Here is an 18,551-nt window from a genome sequence, read left to right as displayed (position 1 = left end):
CCGGCGTGCGCCGCACGGGCGTACCGTGCGGCGCATGCCGATCGCGCTCGAGAACGTCGGGATCGCCGTCCGGGACCTGGACGCGACGATCGCCTTCTTCACCGACCTGGGCCTGGAGGTGCTCGGCCGGGACGAGGTCAGCGGCGACTGGGCGGACACCGCCGTCGGTCTCGACGGGAACCACGCCCGGATCGCGATGCTCGGCACGCCGGACGGCCACGGGCGGCTCGAGCTGTTCGAGTACCTGCACCCCCACGCGATCGAGACCGAGCCGACGCTCCCGAACGAGATCGGGATGCACCGGGTGGCGTTCTCGGTCGACGACCTCGACGCCGCGCTGGCGACGGCCGCGCGGCACGGCTGCCACCCGCTGCGCGGGATCGCGACGTACGAGGACGCCTACCGGCTGACGTACGTGCGCGGGCCGAGCGGCATCATCGTGATGCTCGCCCAGGACCTGCGCCGGGGCTGACGCGGGTCAGCCCGCGTCGGCCCGCATCCGCGCGAGCCAGTCGGCGACGAGCGCCGCCGTCACGGCCGGCTGCTCCAGCTGCACGTCGTGCCCCGCCGCGTCGAGCACGACGAACGTGGTCCTCGGGTAGTGCGACCGGCGCGCCCACGCGTCCTCGTAGCCGACGACGTGGTCCTGCCGCGCGGTCAGCACCAGGCCCGGTGCCGTGAACGGCTCCGGGTCCACGTCCTCCGGCTCGCGGTCCAGGGCGTACCGCGCGGCGATCCGCGCGAGCGCCCGCGTGTCGGCGGCGAGCAGGCCCGGCCGGACGTGCTCGAGGAAGGCCCGGACGTGCGCCTCGGACTGCACGACGGCGCCCTCGGCGTAGTCCGCCGCGGCCTCGCCGGCCAGCGCGAGCGCGGCCGGGTCGGCGCGCAGCACGGTGGCGGGCGGGACGTCCCGGCGGGCGTGCTCGGCGACGAACACGCCCGCGACGGTCGCCAGCCCCAGCACCCGGGGCCGGAGGTCGTGCGCGACCTGCCGCGCGACCATGCCGCCGAACGACTGCCCGAGCACCGCGAACGGCTCGTCGCCGATCCGGCGCTCCAGCTCGTCCTCCACGGCCGCGACCACGTCCTGCGTGCTCGCGACGTCCCCGACGGGGGTTCCGCCGGCGCCGGGCAGGTCCACGTAGAGCCGCCGCCACCCGCCGGCCGCCTCGAGGACCGGGTCCAGCGGCAGCAGCACGCGGTGGTCGAGGCCGAAGCCGTGCAGGAGGACGAGCGGCGTCCCGGTCCCGTGCTCGACGACGTTCACCGGCGCACCGTAGCGGCCGGAGCCGACACCGTCACTGGAGCCCGAAGCCGCCGTCCGACGTCAGCACCTGCCCGACGACCCACGACCCGGCCGGGCTCACCAGCCAGCCGATGAGCCGCGCGGGGTCGGTGGGATCGCCCCACCGCCCGAACGGCGTCGCCGCGCGGAGCGCGTCGAGCTCCGCCAGCGGGCGGTCTGTCGACCCGGGATCGAGGTACCCCGTGTTCACCGGGCCCGGGTTCACCGTGTTGAGCACGATGCCGAGATCCAGCAGCTCGGCCGCCACCGTGGCCGTCACCCCGGCGAGCGCGGCCTTGGACGCCGCGTATGCCACCTCGCCGCGCATGGGCCCGTGCTGCTGCCCGGAGGTCATCCAGACGACCTTCGGGGCGCGCTCGGGGTCGGCCGGCGCGGTTCGCGCGTGCCGCTCGCCCGGGCGCGTGCCCGCGGACGGCGGCACGAACTGGCGCGCGAACCGCTGCGTGAGCTGGATCGTCGACCGGGTGTTCGTCTGCCAGAACGCGTCGAGCGCCTCCGGCGTCATGTCGAGGATCGAGCCGTCCCCGCCGCTGCGCGCGTGGTTGCACACCAGCACGTCGACGGTGCCGGTCAGGCCGCGGGCCGCGGCGAACAGCGCGTCGACCTCGGCGGGGTCGCGCAGGTCCGCGCTCGCGCGACCCGCGACGGCCTCGCCCCTGAGCCCGTCCCGGACGCCCGCGGCCACCGCGTCGAGGTCGTCGCCGCCCCAGGGCTGGTCCGCGTCGTGCGGCGCGTAGTCGTGCGTGAAGACGCTGGCGCCGAGGCGTCCCAGCTCGCGGGCGACGGCGTACCCGATGCCCTGGCGGCGGGACACGCCCGTCACGAGCGCGGTGCGGTTGGCCAGCGGGAGCTCGTCGAGGTGCATCCCGCGACCGTACCGAGGCGGGTCAACGGGATTCCCGGCGCCCGAGCGTCCGCGGCCCGGGAGTCGCGCCGGGGTCGACTTCCGTCGGCGTCGGCCCCTCCGCGCCCGCGCACCGCGCCGACCACGCCACCCAGCCCGCGGTGACGGCCGCCAGGGCGGCCGCGCTCCCCCACCCCCAGGCGGGCGAGGCGAGCGCCGCGACGAGGACCACCAGCGCGGTGCCGATCGCGGTGCCGAGCTGGGCTCCGGTGTTGAGCACGCCGCTCGCGCTGCCCGCGAGCGAGGCGGGCACCGTGGTCCCGAGGTGCGTCGCGGCGACCGACGCCACCCCGAGCCCGAGCCCGAGCACCCCGGCCCCGCAGGCGACCCCGAGCCGGGTGCCGCCGACGAGGACGAGCACCAGGTCGCCCGTCGCGATCACCGCGAGTCCCGCCGCCGCCGCGTACCGCGCGGCCACCCGCCCGAGCAGCGGCCTCGCCGCCGCCGATCCGACGACGACGAGCACGCTGAGCGTCAGCAGCGTCGTCCCGGCGCCGAGCGCCGACTGCCCGAGGTCGTCCTGGAGCACGAGCGTCGCCACGACGCCCGCGCTGCTGGTGGTGGCCGTGTTCACGAACGACAGCACGGTCCCGTGCCGCAGCTCGACCGACCGGGCCGCCGCCAGCGGGATCAACGGGTCGCGCGCCCGGCGCACCCGCAGGACGAACCCTGCGCCGGCGACGAGGCCGCACGCGGCGAGACCGGCCGCGGTCATGAGCGCCGTCCCGCGCGCGCCGCCCTGCTCGGCCCGGGCTGCCCCCGCCACGACGCACGTCACCGCCACCAGGAGCAGCGCGGCGCCCACCAGGTCGACCCGCGGCCGGTCCCCGCCCCGCGGGAGCTCGGGGACGGTCGTCAGCAGAGCGAGCAGGAGAGCCGCCCCGACCGGCGCGTTGACCCAGAACACGGCCCGCCAGTCCCAGGCGTCGACGAGCAGGCCGCCGACGACGAACCCGGCCGCGCCGGCCGCTGCCCCCGCGGCGCTCCACGCCGCCAGGGCGGAGCGGCGCTCCGCCTCCCCCGGCGTGACGTGCAGCAGCAGCCGCAGCGCCGACGGCACCGACGCCGCCGCGGCCGCCCCCTGCAGGGCCCGGGCCGCCAGCACCTGCGGCACGGAGGCCGCGAGCCCGCCGACGAGGGACACGGCCATGAACGCGACGAGTCCGACGGCGAGCACCCGGCGGTGCCCGTACCGGTCGCCGAGCCGGGCGCCCACGACGAGCAGGCCGCCGAAGAACATCGCGTAGGTCGTGGCGAGCGGACCGGCGGCCGCCTCGTCCGCGTCCAGGCCCTCGAGGATCGCGGGGATCGCCGTGGTCGCGCTGGTGACGCCCAGCACGTCGACGAACTGGGTCAGGCAGAGCACGACGACGGCAGCCCGGCGCATGGCGCTCACCGTACGGGCGGGCACCGACAGCGGCGGCGTGGCGTGCGCACCGGCCCGGGGCGCAGGGCGGTGCGTGCGCGGGCGCGCCCTAGCCGAGCGCGACGACGGCGCCGACGAGCGGCCCGACGACGACGAGCTGCATGAGCCCGAAGAACGCCCCGCACACGACGGTGAACGCGCCTGCCTCGGCGAGCCGGCCGGGTGCGCGCAGGTGGGCCACGACCCGCGCGACGAGCCGCCACGGCCGCAGGACGTCCCAGCTGTTCACCCGGATGTTCCGGCCCAGGTAGATGCCGAAGGCCGCGAGGAGCAGCACCGCCACCGTCAACCAACGCACCTCGGCGGACTGCAGCCCGTCCACGTCGTCGAACCGCAGCGCCACGTACGCGAGCTGGACGAAGAACACGTTGATCAGCATGTTCAGCACGCCGGACATCGCCAACGACAGCACGAGGAGGATGTCGTACCACTCGGGGACGCGCTCCCCCGGCTTGCGGTGGGACTGGTTCAGCTCGGTGACGAGGTACCCGGCGTTGGGCAGCAGCAGCAGCCACACCAGGACGACCGCGACCTCCGCGGCCACGCCCACGGCCCGCGGCGCACCGGCGGCGAGCAGCAGCGCCACCGCCAGGACGCCCGCCCCGAGGACGACGACCGGCGCGATCGACAGGCCGATGTTCAGCAGCATCGGCCGGTACAGCCGCGTCCGGAACAGCGGCGCCCGCGCGACCACCAGCAGCAGGGCGAGCGCGTTCATCCCGACGATGCCCAGCACCGTGTCCTGCAGCAGCACGTGTCCCCCTCCGCCAGTCCGACCTCGCCCATCGTGCCGGACGACCCGGCAGGTCGGTCCGCGGAACGCCCCCGCGGCGCCGGCCGCCGTCGCTACGGTGTGCCGCATGACGCCCGAGCAGGTCCCCGCGCCGCCGCCGCCCCCGCCCGACCGCGGGCCGCGGCGGACGGCCGTCGTCGCGCTCGCACCGGTCCTCGCGTCCGCGGTCGCTCTCCTCGCCTACGAGGTGGTGGGCAGGCTCGCCGGCGCGGCCGCCGGCCCCGGGAAGGCGGACGTCATCGACCTGGGACCGGCCGTCGCGGTCCTGCTCGGCGGGGGCGCCGCGGCCGCCGTGGTGTGGGCGGTCGGGCTGCGCGTCGTCGTGGGCGCGCTGTTCCCCGCCCCCGCGCGGTCGCGCATCTGGTGGCAGCTGGTCGGCGCGGGGCTGGTGACGCTCGTCGTGGGGTCGCGGGCGCTCGCCCTGCTCCTGCCGGTGCCGATCCCGCTCGGGGGCTGGCTCCTCCAGCAGGCCGCGCTCGTCCTCGTCTCCCTCGCGGCGGACCGCCGGCTCGAGCGGGCCGAGACCGTCTCCCCCCGGTCTTGACGCCGCACTTGCTTTTTGCAAGTGTGGTGCGGGTCACAGTCAGCCGCGTCCGAGGGAGAGCACCATGTCCGCGATCTTCGTCAACCTGCCGGTGACCGACCTCGAGCGCGCGAAGGCGTTCTACGAGGCGCTCGGGTTCACCGTCAACCCGCAGTTCACCGACCACAACGCCGCGTGCGTCGTCGTCGAGGAGGACCACGGGTACTTCATGCTCGTCACGCGCGACTACTTCCAGACGTTCAGCGACCGCCCCGTCGGCGACCCGTCGACGACGGTGTCCGCGACGACCGCGATCTTCCTCGACAGCCGCGCCGCGGTGGACGGCACGATCGCCCGGGGCCAGGGCGCGGGCGGCGTGGAGGAGCGGCCCGCCGCGGACTACGGCTTCATGTACCAGCGCCAGATCGCGGACCCCGACGGGAACCTGCTCGAGTTCGGCTGGATGGACCCGGTCGCCGCCGCGAACGGCCCCGCGGCCGTGGCGGACCAGCAGGCCTGAGCGATGGCCGCGCGCGACTACGGGCAGTACTGCGGCGTCACCCGCGGGCTGGAGCTCGTGGGCGAGCGTTGGGCGCTGCTCGTCGTGCGCGACCTGCTCGTGGGGCCGCGCCGCTACGGCGAGCTCGCCGCGGGGCTCCCCCGCATCCCGAGCAACGTCCTGGCGGCGCGGCTCAAGGAGCTGCAGGAGGCCGGGGTGATCCGGCGGGCGCCCCGGTCCCGGGTGATCGTCTACGAGCTCACGCCGTACGGGCGCGAGCTCGAGCCCGTCGTCCTCGCGCTCGGGGCGTGGGGCTTCAAGGCGCTGGGCGAGCCGCGCGAGGGGCAGGTCGTCACGCCCGACTCCCTGACGGTCGCCCTCCGCACGGCGTTCCGCCCGGAGGTCGCCGCGGCGCTGCCGCCGACCGCCTACGCCGCGCGCGTCGGGCCGGCCGACCTGCTCGTCCGGGTCGACGGCCCGGCGCTGGCCGTGGCGCCCGGCGACGGCACCGCGTCGGCCGACCTCGCGTTCGCGACGGGTCCCGGGATCCGGCGGCTGATCTCGGGCGAGCTCGACCCCGCGGGCGCGATCGCGTCCGGGGTGGTCGAGGTGCTCCGCGGGCCGGGCGACCTGCTCGACCGGTTCGCGCGGACGTTCCACCTGGCGGCCTGAGCGGCGCCACGCCGCGGTCGCGTGCCCGGGGCCGACGCGCGCCGGCGGGCCGCTCGGCGCGCCGGAGCGTGTGTGCCGTGGTCCACTGCGGGTCGTGACCGCACGCTGCCGGACGGCAGGCGTGCCCCGCTGCTGGACGGAAGTATGAGCGCCATGAACTCGACCGGCACGACCGGCCCCGCCGACGCGACCCCCGACGCGCCCGACGGCGACGGCTACCCCGCCGACACCTCGCTCGCCCGCGACGCCGGGCCGCTGCGCTCGGTCGTCGTCTACAACCCCGTGCGGGTCGACGGGCTGGAGGAGCGGCGAGCGGCGGTCGAGGCCGCGCTGACCGAGGCCGGGTGGCCGCTGCCCGAGTGGGTCGAGACCACCGCGGAGGACCCGGGCGCCGGGCAGGCGCGGCAGGCCGTCGCGGACGGCGCGCAGGTCGTGTTCGCCTGCGGCGGCGACGGCACCGTGCGGTCCTGCGTCGAGGGCCTCGCCGGCACGGACGTCGCCCTCGCGGTGCTGCCCGCCGGCACCGGCAACCTGCTCGCCGCGAACCTCGGCGTGCCGGACGACCCGGCCGCCGCCGTGCAGATCGTCATCGAGCACGGGCGCCGGCGCATCGACGTCGGCGAGGCGGACGGCCGGACCTTCGCGGTGATGGCCGGCATGGGGTTCGACGCCGCCCTGCTCGACGACGCCTCCACCGCGCTCAAGGCCAAGGCCGGCTCCGTCGCCTACGTGCTGTCCGCCCTGAAGCACCTGCGCGACCGCAGCATGCACCTCGAGATCCACCTCGACGACCGGCCCCCGGTGCGCCGCCGGGCCCGCTCGGTGCTCATCGGCAACGTCGGCCGGCTCCAGGGCGGCGTGCGGCTGCTCGCCGACGCCGAGCCCGACAACGGGCAGATGGACGTCGCGGTCCTCGCCCCGCGCACGATCGGGCACTGGGTCCAGACCGCCTGGGGCGTGCTCCGGCACCCCCACCGGGTCGCGCACCTGGACGTGCTGCGCGCCGAGCGCATCCGGGTGGTCAGCGACCGGGAGCAGCGGCGGCAGGTCGACGGAGACGTCATCGACCCGGGCCGCACGCTCACCGTGACCGTGCGGCCGCGGGCCCTGGAGCTGTGCGTGCCGCGCCCCGAGCGCAGCGCGGACCTGTCCGAGGGCTCGGAGCGGCTCGGGCGGTAGGGGGTCAGCGGCGCGGGTCCAGGCGCAGCGTGCTGTCGACGGCGGAGGGCGTCACCACCGAGTCCGCCCCGGTCCCGCTGTACTTCGCCCGGTACGCCGCCGTCACGCCGTCGGGCGCCCTCGCCCCGACGTCGACGACCGCGACGTCCGCCGTGAGCCCCGGGACGCGCACCCGCGCCCGGCCCGCCGCCACCGCGGCGCCGTACCACCCGGTGTCCCGGCGCACCCACGTGCGCACGTACACGCGCCCGTCGGCGACGACCACCCAGATCGGGGTCCAGGGGCGGTGCGTGCCGTCGCGTCGCTCGGCCGCCACCTCGAGCTCCTGGGCGCGCCCCAGGCGGTCGAGCTCGTCCGCCGTCCATCCCGCCTCGTCCACCACGGGACCAGTCTGCGCCCGGGCGGGGCCGCGCGTCTGGCAGCATGCCCGCGTGACCGCGCGCACCGCCCTCCTCGTCATCGACCTGCAGACCGGCGTCCTGGACGGCTGCGTCGACGCCGCCGGCGTCCTCACCCGGACCGCGGCGCTCGTCGACCGAGCCCGGGCCGAGGGCGTCCCGGTGGTGTGGGTGCAGGACCACGGCGCCTTCGAGGTCGGCTCCCCCGACTGGCGGCTGGCACCGCCGCTGGCGCGCCGCGACGACGAGCCGGTGGTGGGCAAGACGTACCGCGACTCGTTCGCCGGCACCGACCTCGCCGGGGTGCTGGCGGGGCTGGGCGCGACGCACCTCGTGGTCGCGGGGGCGCAGAGCGACTACTGCATCCGCACGACCACCCAGTCGGCGGCGGTCCGCGGGTTCGACGTGACCCTGGTGAGCGACGCGCACACGACGACCGACGCGGAGTACGACGGCGTGCGGATCTCCGGGGAGCAGATCGTCGCGCACACCACGATGTACTTCCGCGGCCTGCGCTATCCCGGGCGGCGGTACGCGGCAGTGCCGCACGACCGCGTCGTCCTCGCCTAGCGGGGCCGGGGCCACGGGCGCGCCGCCGCGGCGCCCGCCCCGTACGCTTCCCCGCGTGCTCCGCCTCTCCCCCGCCCGGCTCGCGTTCGTCACGGAGCGCCACCTCGCGACGCTCACCACCCTGCGTGCCGACGGCAGCCCGCACGTCGTGCCCGTCGCGTTCACCTGGGACGCGGAGGCGGGCGTGGCGCGCGTGACCACGAAGCCGACGACCCAGAAGGCCGTGAACGCGCGCCGCGGCGGCGCCGACGGCCCGGGACGCGCGGTGCTGTGCCAGGTCGACGGCCGCCGTTGGCTCACGCTCGAGGGCACGGTGGAGGTCGCCGACGACCCCGCCGAGATCGCCGAGGCGCTGCGCCGCTACGAGCAGCGGTACCGCCCGCCGAACCCCGCCGTCGAGCGGGTCGTGCTGCGGGTCGCGGTCGACCGGGTGATGTCCTCGCGCGACCTCGCCTGAGCCGCCCTCAGTTCGACGGTTGACAGTTAGAGGCCTAACACTTAGGTTTCTGCACATGGACGCGCCCGAGCTCACCACGACCCTCGACCTGGTCCGCTGGATCGGCTGGGCCCAGCGCAAGGCCGGCGAGGACTGGGTCCGCACCCGCGGGCTCAGCCACGAGCAGGCCTTCGTCCTCGGCTACCTGGCGCAGAACCCCGGGGCCATCCAGCGCGACATCGCCGCGATCACCCGGACCAGCGCCGCGAGCGTCTCGAGCCTGCTCAAGGGCCTGGAGGCGCGCGGCCTGGTCGAGCGCCGCACCGAGCCGGGCGACGAGCGCAGCAAGCGCGTGCACGCCACGCCCGAGGGCGCCGAGCTCGTGGCGGGCTTCGCCGCCGCGGTCGAGGCGGCCGACGACATGCTCCTGGCCCCGCTCGACCCGGAGGAGCGTGCGACCCTGCACGCCCTGCTCCACAAGGTCACGGCCGCACTCCCCCGCCCGACGCGGGACTGACAGCCTCCTGACCCGTCCCCACCGCGCGGCCCGTCCGCGCGGCGGCACCCCACGCCCTCGCGCGCCTCCTCCACCCCCACGCACCCACGCGGCGTCCGCCGCGCGCTTCGCCCTGCCCTGAAACGGAGCAGCCATGCGCACCACGACCCCAACCCCCGATGCCGCCACCCCGGCAGACGCCCCCGGCACCGACCGGTGGTTCCTCTCCTCGGCGCCCGTCGTCAGCGCCCTCGTGCACCTGTGCGTGCCCATGGCGGCGGCGATGATCGTCGGCGCCCTCTACAACGTCGTCAACGCCGGCTTCATCGGCTCCCTGCACGACGACGCCCTGCTCGCCGCCGTGACCCTGGGCTCCCCGGTGCTCGCGCTGGTCATGGCGATCGGGAACGTCTTCGGCGTCGGCGGCGGGGCGCTCGTGTCCCGGCTCCTCGGGGCCGCCGAGCACGACGGGGCCCGCGGCGACGAGATCCGGCGCGTCTCCGCGTTCGCGCTGTGGGGCACCGTCGGCGCGGGCGTCCTGCTCGGCGGGACCGCGCTGCTGCTCCTCGACCCGGTGGTCTCGCTGCTCGGGGCGGACCAGGCGGCGCGGCACGCGACCTCGACGTTCGTCGCGATCCTGCTCGCGTTCGTCCCCGTCCTCGCCGCGGCCGTCTGCCTCGAGCAGCTGGTGCGCGCCGAGGGCGCCGCCCGGCAGGTGATGACGGGCCTGGTCGCCTCGACCGTCGCCAACGTGGCGCTGGACGCCCTGTTCATCCTCGGCCTGCACCTCGGCGTGGCGGGGGCGGCGCTGGCCGTCGGCCTCGCGAACCTGGTGTCCGTCGGCTACTTCGCGGTGTGGCTCACCCGGAACAGCACGCAGATGAGCCTGGCCCCGAGGTGGTTCACCGTCGCCCCGAGCGTGCTCAAGCCCGTGCTCGGCGTCGGCGTCGGCACCCTGCTGCAGTCCGCGTTCCTGATCGTCACCGCGCTCGTGCTCAACAACCTCGCCGCCGGCTACGGCGACGGGCCGCTCGCCGCGATGGGCGTCGCGGTGCGGATCGCCCAGGTGCCGGAGTTCCTGGTCATGGGCGTGACGCTCGGGGTGCTGCCGCTGCTCGCCTACGCCTACGGCAAGGGCGACCGGGCGCGGCTCACCGCGGCGCTGCGGACCTCGGCCGTCGCGGTCGGCGGGGTCGCCCTGCTGTTCTCGACGGTGGTGTTCCTGTTCCGCGACACGGTGCTGGCCGCGTTCCTCACCGACCGCTCCGTGCTCGCGCTGGGCGCGACGGTCCTGGCGGCGCAGCTGACCGCGATGATCGCCAACGGCTTCACCGGGCTCGTCACCTCGCTGTTCCAGGCGACCGGCCAGGCGCTGGCGGCCACCGTCATGTCCGTGACGCAGGGCGTGCTGTTCGTGCCCGTCGTGCTGCTGGGCAACCTCTGGTTCGGGCTGCCGGGCATCATCTGGGCGCTGACCGTCACGGAGGTCGCGGTCCTCGCGGCCGGGGCGGTGCTGCTGCTGACGACCCGGCGGGCGATCGACCGCGGGCTGGCGGAGGGCAGCCCGGAGCGCGCCGAGGAGGCGCTCGCGGCTGCGGCTGCGTGAGGCCGGCCGCGGGAATGCGCTGGCCGCGCCGGTCCGGGCGGCGCGACGATGGCGGCGTGGACGAGAGGACCGCCGAGACCCGGCTCCCCGGCGGCGGCATGGGCGGCGCCGTCCGTGCGGGCGGCACCGTGCGGCGCGCCGGCGGCCCCTGGACCCCGACCGTGCAGCGCCTGCTCGCGCACCTGCGCGCGGCGGGCGTCCCCGGGGTGCCGGAGCCGCTCGGCGTCGACGAGCGGGGCCGGGACGTCACCGGCCTCGTCCCGGGGGAGGTCCCCGCGTACCCGCTGCCGGCGTGGGTGTGGCGCGACGACGTGCTCGCCGACGCCGCGGCGCTGCTCCGGCGCGTGCACGACGCGTCGGCGTCGTTCGACCGGACCGGCGCCACGTGGCGGCTCCCGGAGCACGAGCCCGCCGAGGTGGTCTGCCACAGCGACACCTCGCCGGACAACATGGTGTTCCGGGACGGGCGCCTGGTGGCGCTGATCGACTGGGACACCGCCGCGCCGGGGCCGCGCACCTGGGACCTCGCGTACCTCGCGTACCGGCTGGTCCCGCTCGGCCCGGCGGGCGCGGACGCGGTCCCGGTCGCCCTGGCCGAGCGCCGGCGCCGGCTCGGGCTGCTGTGCCGGGCGTACGGCGACGTCCGGCCGCGCGACGTCGTCCCGGTCGTCGCGGTGCGGCTGCGTGAGCTCGCGCGGTTCACCCGGGAGCGCGCCGACGGCGACGGGCGGCTGCTCGGGCACGTCGACCTGTACCTCGACGACGCCGCGTGGGTCGAGGCGCGGGCGGCGCGGCTCGCCGCCCCGGGCGAGGAGGGCTGAACCCGGGCCGCGGGAAACACCTCGACCTCCGCGGCGGACCGGACGACCATGGCGCCATGGACCGCCCCACCCGGTGGACCCGGGCGACCGTGTACCCCGACATGTGGGTCGACCCCGCCGACGACCCGCGGAACAGCGACGGCGTGAGCCCCGACGGGGAGCTGCCGACGCTCGTCGACTACCTGGGACGGTACCGGGCGACGCTGCTGATGAAGTGCGACGACCTCGACGCCGAGCAGCTCGCCCGCCGGTCGGTCCCGCCGTCGACCCTGTCGCTGCTCGGCCTCGTCCGGCACCTGGCCGAGGTGGAGCGGGACTGGCGCGGCTGGATCACGCCGGGCGCGGTGCCGCCCCGGCTGTACGGCAGCGCCGACGGCGACTTCGAGGGCGCTGCCCCCGACCCGTCGCTCGTCGCGAGGGCGTTCGCGGACCTCGCGCGGGAGCAGGCCGCGACCGACACCGCCCTCGCCGCGCACCCCGACCCGGGCGAGCGCCTGGGTGCGGACGGCATCGCGGTGCGCGAGCTTCAGGTGCACCGGATCGAGGAGTACGCCCGGCACTGCGGGCACGCCGACCTGCTGCGCGAGTGCATCGACGGTCGCGTCGGCCAGTGACCCGGGACCTCGCGGAGGCGCCTGCCGGTGGCGCACGTCACGGAACAGCGCGCGCGTGCGAGGCGCTGGGTCGTGCGTGAAGATCTTCGACCCCACCACCGTCGGCCGCGTCGCGCTGGCCAACCGCGTCGTCATGGCCCCGCTGACCCGGCTCCGCGCCGGCGAGTCGGCGGTGCCGGGCGAGCTGCTCGTCGAGCACTACCGCCAGCGCGCCGGCATGGGCCTCGTCCTCACCGAGGGCACGTACCCCGTGATCGAGGGCCGCACCTGGACCGGGCAGCCCGGCATCGAGACCGCTGAGCAGGCCGCCGGCTGGACCCGGGTCGCCGACGCCGTGCACGCGGCGGGCGGGCGCATCGCGATGCAGATCATGCACGGCGGGCGCATCGCGCACCCCGACGTCACCGGCGCCGCCCGCGTCGTCTCGGCCAGCGCCGTCGCCGCGCCCGGCGAGATCCGCACGCCCGCCGGCAAGGCGGCGCACCCCGTGCCGCACGCCCTCGGCACCGAGGAGATCGCCGAGGTCGTCCGCGGCTTCGTCGCCGCCGCGCGCCGGGCGGTCGACGCCGGACTCGACGCGGTCGAGGTGCACGGCGCCAACGGCTACCTGATCCACCAGTTCCTCTCCCCCGCCAGCAACCTGCGGACCGACGGCTACGGCGGCACCCCCCAGGGCCGGGCGCGGCTCGCGATCGAGGTCGTCAGCGCCGTCGCCGCGGAGATCGGCGCCGACCGGACAGGCATCCGCCTGTCGCCCGAGCACGACATCCAGGGCGCGGTCGAGACCGACCCCGAGGTCACCGCGGCCACCTACGCGGCGCTCGCGGACGGGCTCGCGCCGCTGGGGCTCGCGTTCCTGGACGTGCTGCACGGCGACCTGCGCGGCGACCTGGTCCAGGGCGTCCGCCGCCGGGTCGGCGCGCCGCTGATCGGCAACTCGGGCTTCGCCGTGAACACGACCCGCGACGAGGCGGTCGGCCTGGTCGAGGACGGCGTCGTCGACCTCGCCGCCGTGGGGCGCGCAGCCCTCGCGAACCCCGACCTGGTGGCGCGCTGGGCGCAGGACCTGGGCGAGAACGCGCCGGACCCGGCCACGTTCTACGCCGCCGGCGCCGAGGGGTACACGGACTACCCGACCGCCGCGGCCTGACCAGTCCCCACAGGGCGCCCGGTCGCGGCCGGGCGCCCTGTGGCCGCGCTGCCGCGAGGCGCCGGTCTCGCGCGGTCGGCCGCCCGCCCCGGTGTCAGGCCTGGGACGCCCGCCCCCGGCGCCGCGGCGCCGCCGAGCGCGGCGGGTTCGCCCGCAGGTGGTCCCGCACGGTGCCGAGCACCCGCGCGAGGGACTCGACGTCGGTGCGGTCCAGCGGGTCCACGAGCAGCTCCCGGACCACGCCGATGTGGCCCGGGAACACCCGGGCGAGCACGTCGCGGCCCGCGTCGGTGATCGTCACCGTGACCCCGCGCTCGTCGTCCGGCGACGGCGCGCGCGTGACCAGGCCGGCCTTCTCGAGCAGACCGGCCTGGTAGGTCAGGCCGCTGCGGCTGTAGACCACGCCGTCGGCCAGGTCCGTCATCCGCCGGCTGCCCTCCGGGGCGTCACCGAGCGTGGCCAGGAGCTGGAACTGCACGTAGCTCAGGCCGCCGACCTCCTGCAGCTGCTGCTCGACGGTGTGCCGCAGGAGGCTGCTCACCTCGATGAGCGCGAAGTACGCGCCGAGCTCGACGGGATCCAGGGTGGGCGACGCGGGATCGGTCATGTGGCCATCATAGGTGTTTCGAATTCGCAGTCTCGGTCTGTCACTCGCGCACACGTCCACCGCGACCGGCCCCGGTGCAGTCGACCGTGGCGCGCGCGGGCTCGGCGTCCGACGGGTACGACAGCACCCCGCGCAGGACCAGCTCCCCCACCTCGCCGTCCCAGGTGAGGTCGTACGTGCCGAGCGAGACCGGCGCGTGGCCCGCCGCGCGGACCAGATCCGCGGACCGGGCGCGGAACGACCCTCCGGGGACCAGGAAGAGCGACACCCCGCTGTACGCGTGCTCGACCGCGACCACGCGGCACCCGGCGGGGCTGACGGGCTCCAGCACCCGCGCGTCGCCCGCTGCCACACCGAGCAGGAACGCGACGCCGGCGCCGACCCACCCGGCGCCGAGCAGCGCCGCCTTGCCCAGGTTGACCGGCCACCGCACGATCCACCGGAGGCTGCCCGGCGGGGCACCGGCCTCGCGCGCCGCGAGGCCCGCCGCGGCGCCGCTGAGCGCGAGGACCGTCCCGAGCAGGGCGAGCACCGGGCCGACGAGCTCCGGGGCCACGACCGCCGACCCGACGACGACCGGCTCCGGGACGTCCGCCGCCCACCGGGCGGCGAGGACCGGGAGTGCCAGGGCCGTCGCCGCGGCCCACCGCAGCAACCGTGACCAGCGGTGCAGCAGCCTGGCGCGGTCCGGGTCGGCTGGCCGTCCCGGGTCCGGCTCGACCAGGATCCCCATGCGGCCGACGCTAGGACGCGCCGGTGAGGCGTCGCGGGCGTTCCGCAGGACGCACCGGGAACGCGCACACGACGTCCACGCTGCGGTGGCGCTCCGGCTCAGCGCAGCGTGAGGACCTCGACCCCGTCCTCGGTGATCGCCACCGTGTGCTCGCTGTGCGCGGTCCGCGCCCCGGTCGCGCTCCGCAGCGTCCAGCCGTCGGCGTCGGTGACCAGCTCGTCGGTGTCGGCCATGACCCACGGCTCGATCGCCAGCAGCAGCCCCGGCCGGAGGGTGTAGCCGCGCCCCGCCCGGCCGGTGTTCGCGATGTGCGGGTCCTGGTGCATCGTCGACCCGACGCCGTGCCCGCCGAACTCGGTGTTCACGGTGTACCCGGCGTCGGTGAGGACGGTGCCGATCGCGTGCGAGAGGTCGCCGATGCGCGCACCCGGCCCCGCGGCGGCGATGCCCGCGGCCAGCGCACGCTCGGTGGCCTCGATCAGCGCCAGGCTCTCGGCCGGCTGGGTCTTCCCGACGACGAAGCTCACGGCGGAGTCGGCCACGATCCCGTCCAGCGACACCGCGAGGTCGAGCGTCAGCAGGTCGCCGTCGGCCAGCGTGTAGTCGTGCGGCTTGCCGTGCAGCACGGCGTCGTTGACCGAGGTGCAGATGTAGTGGCCGAACGGCCCGCGCCCGAACGACGGCGCGTAGTCGACGTAGCAGGACTCGGCCCCGGCGTCGGCGATCATCGCCCTCGTCCACCGGTCGATCTCCAGCAGGTTCGTCCCGACGATGCTGCGCTCCTGCATGGTGCGCAGGATGGACGCGACCAGGGCACCGGTCGCGCGGGCGCGGTCCAGCTCGGCGGGGCTGAGGATCTCGATCATGGTGCGGCCTTCCAGCATCCTGCGGATAACTATCCCGTCCATACTATCCCGGTACTAGAATCCCGAGCATGGTCAGGCTCCCGCTCACCCCGGACGACGTCGAGCGCGGCCGCCGGCTCGGCGCGCTGCTGCGCCAGGCCCGCGGCGAGCGCACGGTCCTCGCCGTCGCACTCGACGCCGGGGTGTCCCCCGAGACGCTCCGCAAGATCGAGTCCGGACGGGTCGCGACGCCCGCCTTCCCCACGGTCGCGGCCGTCGCCGAGGTGCTCGGGCTGTCGCTCGACGCGGTGTGGGCGGAGCTGCGCCGCACCGAGGAGCCGGCGCTCGTGGCCGGCACCGCGCGCATCGCGTCCTGACCTCCGGGGCCGCGCCGGGGCGCACCGCCCGGGTGTGCGCCGCCGCGGGTGCCGCTCACCAGGTCCGGCGCACGACCGCCTTGCCGCCGGCGACGAGGCTCCGCTCCGGCACGTCCTCGGCCACGACCGCACCCGCCGCGATCACCGCGTCCCGCCCGATCGTCACCCCCGGCAGGATCGTCGCCCCCGCGCCGATCCACACGTTCTCCCCGACGTCGATCGGGCCGCCGGTCAGCCAGACGCGCCGGTCGTCGGTGTCGACGGGGTGGCCGACGGTGATGAAGGTGACCTTCGGCGCGACCATGACCCGCGACCCCAGCCGGATGCCGGCGTAGTCGAGGAACGTGCAGTTCTGGTTGACGAACACCCGCTCGCCGAGGTCCAGGTTCAGACCGTGGTCGGTGAAGAACGGCGGGTAGATCGTCACGCCGTCCGGCACCGGCCGGCCGAGGATCCGCTCCAGCAGCGCGGCCCGCCCCGCCTCGTCGTCGAACGGCAGGACGTTCAGCCGGGACGTCAGCTCGGTCGCGCGCAGCACGCGCTCGGACATCGCCCGGGACTCGGGGCTGTGGATCCGCAGGAGGAGGTCACCGGGCACCCCGCGATCATCCCGCGGGCACCCCGGACCCCGACGCAACCGAACCGCGCGCCGCTGCGTCTTCTACGGTGTGACCACGATGAGCAGCGCGGACGGCGTGGACTTCCTGCGCGAGAGGTTCGAGGCCGCCGGGCACGCGCCACCGGCACCGGCCGCCCCCGGCGCCGCCGCCGACGAGGTCGCCCCCGTCGCCCTCGACCGCGACCGGCAGTTCACCGAGTTCGTCCGGCAGCACCAGGCCGACCTGCTGCGCACCGCGTGGCTGCTCTGCGGGGACCGGCACCAGGCCGAGGAGCTCGTGCAGCAGGCGCTCGTGCGCACCTACAGCCGCTGGGGCCACGTGCGGCAGCGGGACCCCCTCGGCTACACGCGCCGGGTGCTCGCCAATCTGCGCGTCGACCACTGGCGCCGTCGGCGGCGGGAGGTGCTGGTGCCGCCCGACGAGGTCTCGCCCGAGAGCACCCCGCTGCACGGCCGGCCACCGGGCGACCGCACCGGCGACCGCGACCAGCTCGTCCGGGCGCTCGCGACGCTGACCCCGCGGCAGCGCCGGGTCGTCGTCCTGCGGCACTTCCTCGACCTCTCCGAGGCCGAGGTCGCCGAGGACCTGGGCGTCAGCGCGGGGACCGTGAAGTCGACCGCCTCCCGGGCGATGGCGGCGCTCCGCGTCGTCCTCGCCCCCGACCACACCGACGCGGGCGGCGCCCGGGACAGGAGCGACCGATGAGCGCCCGCGACGACGACCTGGCCCGGACCCTGCGGGCCCGGGCGGACGCCGAGATGCCGGCGATGTCCGTCGACGTCGCCGCGGTCGTGCGCGGGGGCAGGCGCCGGCGCCTCGCGCGCGGCGGCGCGGTGCTGGCGGCGACGGCGCTCGTCCTCACCGGCGCGTGGTCCGGCGTGCGCGCCCTCGACGCCGTGCCGGCCGACCTCCAGCCCGCGGGCACCTCCTCCCCCTCACCGACGATCCCGGAGGCCGACCTGCACGCCGAGGTCGACCCGGTCGCGGGGACGATCACGTACCCGCTGGCCCGGTACGACCTCACGGCCGAGGAGTGGGCGACGGTCTGGCTCGCGCGCTCCTGGGAGATGAAGCGCTGCGCCGAGGCGGAGGTCGGCCGCCCGATCGCGTGGGAGACCGCGCTCCCGCGCGACCCGCACAGCGACCGGACCTTCGGCGTGTGGGACCTCGCGGAGGCGCAGGAGTACGGCTACGCGGTCCCCCCGGAGGGCGGCCGCGCCGCCGGTGCGGTGGACGCCGACGTGCCGATGTCGGTCTGGGAGGACTGCGGCAGGTCGGAGACCGTCCGGGCGATGAGCCCCGAGACCGACGGGAGCTACGAGCTCGCGGACGCGCTGGGCCAGGCGCACGAGGTCGCGGTGGCGTCCGAGGCGAGCCGCAGCGCGGTCGCCGACTGGACCGCCTGCCTCGCCGAGCACGGCCTCGAGCCCGCGGGCGGCGACGGCGGCTACGCCGTCGCGGGGGCGTCGACGAGCCGGTGGGACAGGGAGAGCGTGGCGCTCGCCGTCACGGACGTCCGGTGCAAGGCCGAGGTCGACTTCGTGCCGCGGATGGCTGACGCCGAGGCGGCGGCACAGGCGCCGGTGCTGCTGATGTTCCGCGCCGAGCTGGAGGCGCGGCTCGCGCACATGCGCGCCGTCGTCCCCGTCGCGGAGGCGTACCTCGCGGCGCATCCGGAGATCCCGTAGCCCGGCGCTCCCGCTGCGGCCCGCCCCGTCCTCTGCCACGCTCGACGCATGTCTCAGGTCGTGGGGCGCCGCGTCCCCGCCGGCTGGATGCTGGTCCTCGCGGCGGCGATGTTCGTGCTCGGGGTGCTCGGCTGCGGGTGGTCGATCGCGGACGGCGAGCGCGTCGCCGCCGTGTCGAGCGCGGTGGTGGCCGTGTGCGCGGTCGCGCTGTTCGTCCTGTGGCTGCGCGAGCGGGGCCGGCGGACGTGAGCACGCAGGAGCGCCGGGGTCTCCGGGTCCGGCTGATCA

At 76.5% G+C, this 18,551-nt stretch carries 25 protein-coding genes; 16 read left to right on the top strand and 9 right to left on the bottom strand.

Annotated features, from left to right (window positions below; translation table 11 throughout):
* The first annotated feature begins 34 nt into the window (after nt 1-34).
* The gene (locus FKM96_RS19790; protein ID WP_147796687.1) at nt 35-472 is read left to right on the top strand and encodes a VOC family protein; all 438 of its coding nucleotides are present in this window, start codon (nt 35-37) and stop codon (nt 470-472) included.
* A gap of 6 nt (nt 473-478) precedes the next feature.
* Here the strand turns inward: FKM96_RS19790 and FKM96_RS19785 are convergent, their stop codons facing one another.
* The 4 genes from FKM96_RS19785 to FKM96_RS19770 all read right to left on the bottom strand — a co-directional run bounded on the left by FKM96_RS19785 (nt 479) and on the right by FKM96_RS19770 (nt 4,390).
* Complete coding sequence (locus FKM96_RS19785) at nt 479-1,267, bottom strand: alpha/beta fold hydrolase (RefSeq protein ID WP_147796686.1); 789 nt, start codon at nt 1,265-1,267, stop codon at nt 479-481.
* 31 nt (nt 1,268-1,298) lie between these two features.
* Nucleotides 1,299-2,171: an SDR family oxidoreductase gene (locus tag FKM96_RS19780; RefSeq protein ID WP_147796685.1), complete on the bottom strand. Its 873-nt coding sequence runs from the start codon at nt 2,169-2,171 to the stop codon at nt 1,299-1,301.
* 22 nt (nt 2,172-2,193) lie between these two features.
* Entirely contained in the window at nt 2,194-3,597 is a 1,404-nt protein-coding gene (locus FKM96_RS19775; RefSeq protein ID WP_147796684.1) for an MFS transporter, read from the bottom strand.
* 88 nt (nt 3,598-3,685) lie between these two features.
* A complete protein-coding gene (locus FKM96_RS19770) occupies nt 3,686-4,390 on the bottom strand; it encodes a DUF1361 domain-containing protein (RefSeq protein WP_168217057.1) in 705 nt (234 codons plus the stop codon).
* Between the two features lie 106 nt (nt 4,391-4,496).
* Here FKM96_RS19770 and FKM96_RS19765 point away from each other — a divergent pair, with 106 nt between their 5' ends.
* From FKM96_RS19765 to FKM96_RS19750, 4 genes are all read left to right on the top strand, one after another.
* Nucleotides 4,497-4,973, top strand: coding sequence for a hypothetical protein (locus FKM96_RS19765; protein ID WP_147796682.1), 477 nt, complete (start codon nt 4,497-4,499; stop codon nt 4,971-4,973).
* 64 nt (nt 4,974-5,037) lie between these two features.
* Nucleotides 5,038-5,472 (top strand): VOC family protein, encoded by a 435-nt coding sequence (locus FKM96_RS19760; protein WP_147796681.1) that lies wholly within the window; start codon nt 5,038-5,040, stop codon nt 5,470-5,472.
* A 3-nt stretch (nt 5,473-5,475) separates the two neighbouring features.
* The gene (locus tag FKM96_RS19755) at nt 5,476-6,123 is read left to right on the top strand and encodes a helix-turn-helix domain-containing protein (protein ID WP_147796680.1); all 648 of its coding nucleotides are present in this window, start codon (nt 5,476-5,478) and stop codon (nt 6,121-6,123) included.
* A gap of 153 nt (nt 6,124-6,276) precedes the next feature.
* Complete coding sequence (locus tag FKM96_RS19750; protein ID WP_147796679.1) at nt 6,277-7,302, top strand: diacylglycerol kinase family protein; 1,026 nt, start codon at nt 6,277-6,279, stop codon at nt 7,300-7,302.
* A 4-nt stretch (nt 7,303-7,306) separates the two neighbouring features.
* On the opposite strand, the gene FKM96_RS19745 is transcribed toward FKM96_RS19750, so the two are convergent.
* Nucleotides 7,307-7,684 (bottom strand): DUF2255 family protein, encoded by a 378-nt coding sequence (locus FKM96_RS19745; RefSeq protein WP_210417317.1) that lies wholly within the window; start codon nt 7,682-7,684, stop codon nt 7,307-7,309.
* 49 nt (nt 7,685-7,733) lie between these two features.
* Here FKM96_RS19745 and FKM96_RS19740 point away from each other — a divergent pair, with 49 nt between their 5' ends.
* The 7 genes from FKM96_RS19740 to FKM96_RS19710 all read left to right on the top strand — a co-directional run bounded on the left by FKM96_RS19740 (nt 7,734) and on the right by FKM96_RS19710 (nt 13,393).
* Entirely contained in the window at nt 7,734-8,270 is a 537-nt protein-coding gene (locus tag FKM96_RS19740) for a cysteine hydrolase family protein (RefSeq protein WP_147796677.1), read from the top strand.
* A 55-nt stretch (nt 8,271-8,325) separates the two neighbouring features.
* Nucleotides 8,326-8,727, top strand: a complete 402-nt coding sequence (locus FKM96_RS19735; protein WP_147796676.1) for a pyridoxamine 5'-phosphate oxidase family protein — start codon at nt 8,326-8,328, stop codon at nt 8,725-8,727.
* A gap of 55 nt (nt 8,728-8,782) precedes the next feature.
* Nucleotides 8,783-9,223 (top strand): MarR family winged helix-turn-helix transcriptional regulator, encoded by a 441-nt coding sequence (locus tag FKM96_RS19730; RefSeq protein WP_147796675.1) that lies wholly within the window; start codon nt 8,783-8,785, stop codon nt 9,221-9,223.
* A gap of 133 nt (nt 9,224-9,356) precedes the next feature.
* Nucleotides 9,357-10,808 carry an MATE family efflux transporter gene (locus tag FKM96_RS19725; protein WP_147796674.1) on the top strand — a complete coding sequence of 484 codons (1,452 nt, stop codon included), beginning with the start codon at nt 9,357-9,359 and terminating at the stop codon, nt 10,806-10,808.
* Nucleotides 10,809-10,864: 56 nt separating this feature from the next.
* A complete protein-coding gene (locus FKM96_RS19720) occupies nt 10,865-11,629 on the top strand; it encodes a phosphotransferase (protein WP_246855097.1) in 765 nt (254 codons plus the stop codon).
* Nucleotides 11,630-11,685: 56 nt separating this feature from the next.
* Nucleotides 11,686-12,243 (top strand): DinB family protein, encoded by a 558-nt coding sequence (locus FKM96_RS19715; RefSeq protein WP_147796673.1) that lies wholly within the window; start codon nt 11,686-11,688, stop codon nt 12,241-12,243.
* 76 nt (nt 12,244-12,319) lie between these two features.
* Entirely contained in the window at nt 12,320-13,393 is a 1,074-nt protein-coding gene (locus tag FKM96_RS19710) for an alkene reductase (protein ID WP_147796672.1), read from the top strand.
* Between the two features lie 94 nt (nt 13,394-13,487).
* Here the strand turns inward: FKM96_RS19710 and FKM96_RS19705 are convergent, their stop codons facing one another.
* From FKM96_RS19705 to map, 3 genes are all read right to left on the bottom strand, one after another.
* A complete protein-coding gene (locus tag FKM96_RS19705; protein ID WP_147796671.1) occupies nt 13,488-14,000 on the bottom strand; it encodes a MarR family winged helix-turn-helix transcriptional regulator in 513 nt (170 codons plus the stop codon).
* A gap of 40 nt (nt 14,001-14,040) precedes the next feature.
* Entirely contained in the window at nt 14,041-14,733 is a 693-nt protein-coding gene (locus FKM96_RS19700) for a hypothetical protein (RefSeq protein WP_147796670.1), read from the bottom strand.
* Nucleotides 14,734-14,831: 98 nt separating this feature from the next.
* Nucleotides 14,832-15,599, bottom strand: coding sequence for a type I methionyl aminopeptidase (map, locus tag FKM96_RS19695; RefSeq protein WP_147797260.1), 768 nt, complete (start codon nt 15,597-15,599; stop codon nt 14,832-14,834).
* A gap of 68 nt (nt 15,600-15,667) precedes the next feature.
* Between map and FKM96_RS19690 the strand changes: the two genes are divergently transcribed.
* On the top strand, nt 15,668-15,955 hold the full coding sequence (locus FKM96_RS19690) for a helix-turn-helix transcriptional regulator (RefSeq protein ID WP_147796669.1): 288 nt from the start codon (nt 15,668-15,670) through the stop codon (nt 15,953-15,955).
* Between the two features lie 55 nt (nt 15,956-16,010).
* Here the strand turns inward: FKM96_RS19690 and FKM96_RS19685 are convergent, their stop codons facing one another.
* On the bottom strand, nt 16,011-16,553 hold the full coding sequence (locus FKM96_RS19685; RefSeq protein ID WP_210417316.1) for a DapH/DapD/GlmU-related protein: 543 nt from the start codon (nt 16,551-16,553) through the stop codon (nt 16,011-16,013).
* 79 nt (nt 16,554-16,632) lie between these two features.
* Here FKM96_RS19685 and FKM96_RS19680 point away from each other — a divergent pair, with 79 nt between their 5' ends.
* Genes FKM96_RS19680 through FKM96_RS19670 form a run of 3 tightly spaced genes read left to right on the top strand, consistent with a single transcriptional unit; the run spans nt 16,633 to nt 18,512 of the window.
* Nucleotides 16,633-17,280, top strand: coding sequence for a SigE family RNA polymerase sigma factor (locus FKM96_RS19680; RefSeq protein WP_147796668.1), 648 nt, complete (start codon nt 16,633-16,635; stop codon nt 17,278-17,280).
* Nucleotides 17,277-18,263, top strand: coding sequence for a hypothetical protein (locus FKM96_RS19675; RefSeq protein ID WP_147796667.1), 987 nt, complete (start codon nt 17,277-17,279; stop codon nt 18,261-18,263). Before FKM96_RS19680 ends, FKM96_RS19675 begins: the two co-directional genes overlap by 4 nt.
* Before the next feature lie 48 nt (nt 18,264-18,311).
* Nucleotides 18,312-18,512 carry a hypothetical protein gene (locus FKM96_RS19670; RefSeq protein ID WP_147796666.1) on the top strand — a complete coding sequence of 67 codons (201 nt, stop codon included), beginning with the start codon at nt 18,312-18,314 and terminating at the stop codon, nt 18,510-18,512.
* The last annotated feature ends 39 nt before the right edge of the window (nt 18,513-18,551 follow it).

The sequence above is a fragment of the Cellulomonas sp. Y8 genome (assembly GCF_008033115.1).
In the GTDB taxonomy this organism is placed as follows: domain Bacteria; phylum Actinomycetota; class Actinomycetes; order Actinomycetales; family Cellulomonadaceae; genus Cellulomonas.
This window is presented reverse-complemented; position numbering and strand designations above follow the sequence as displayed.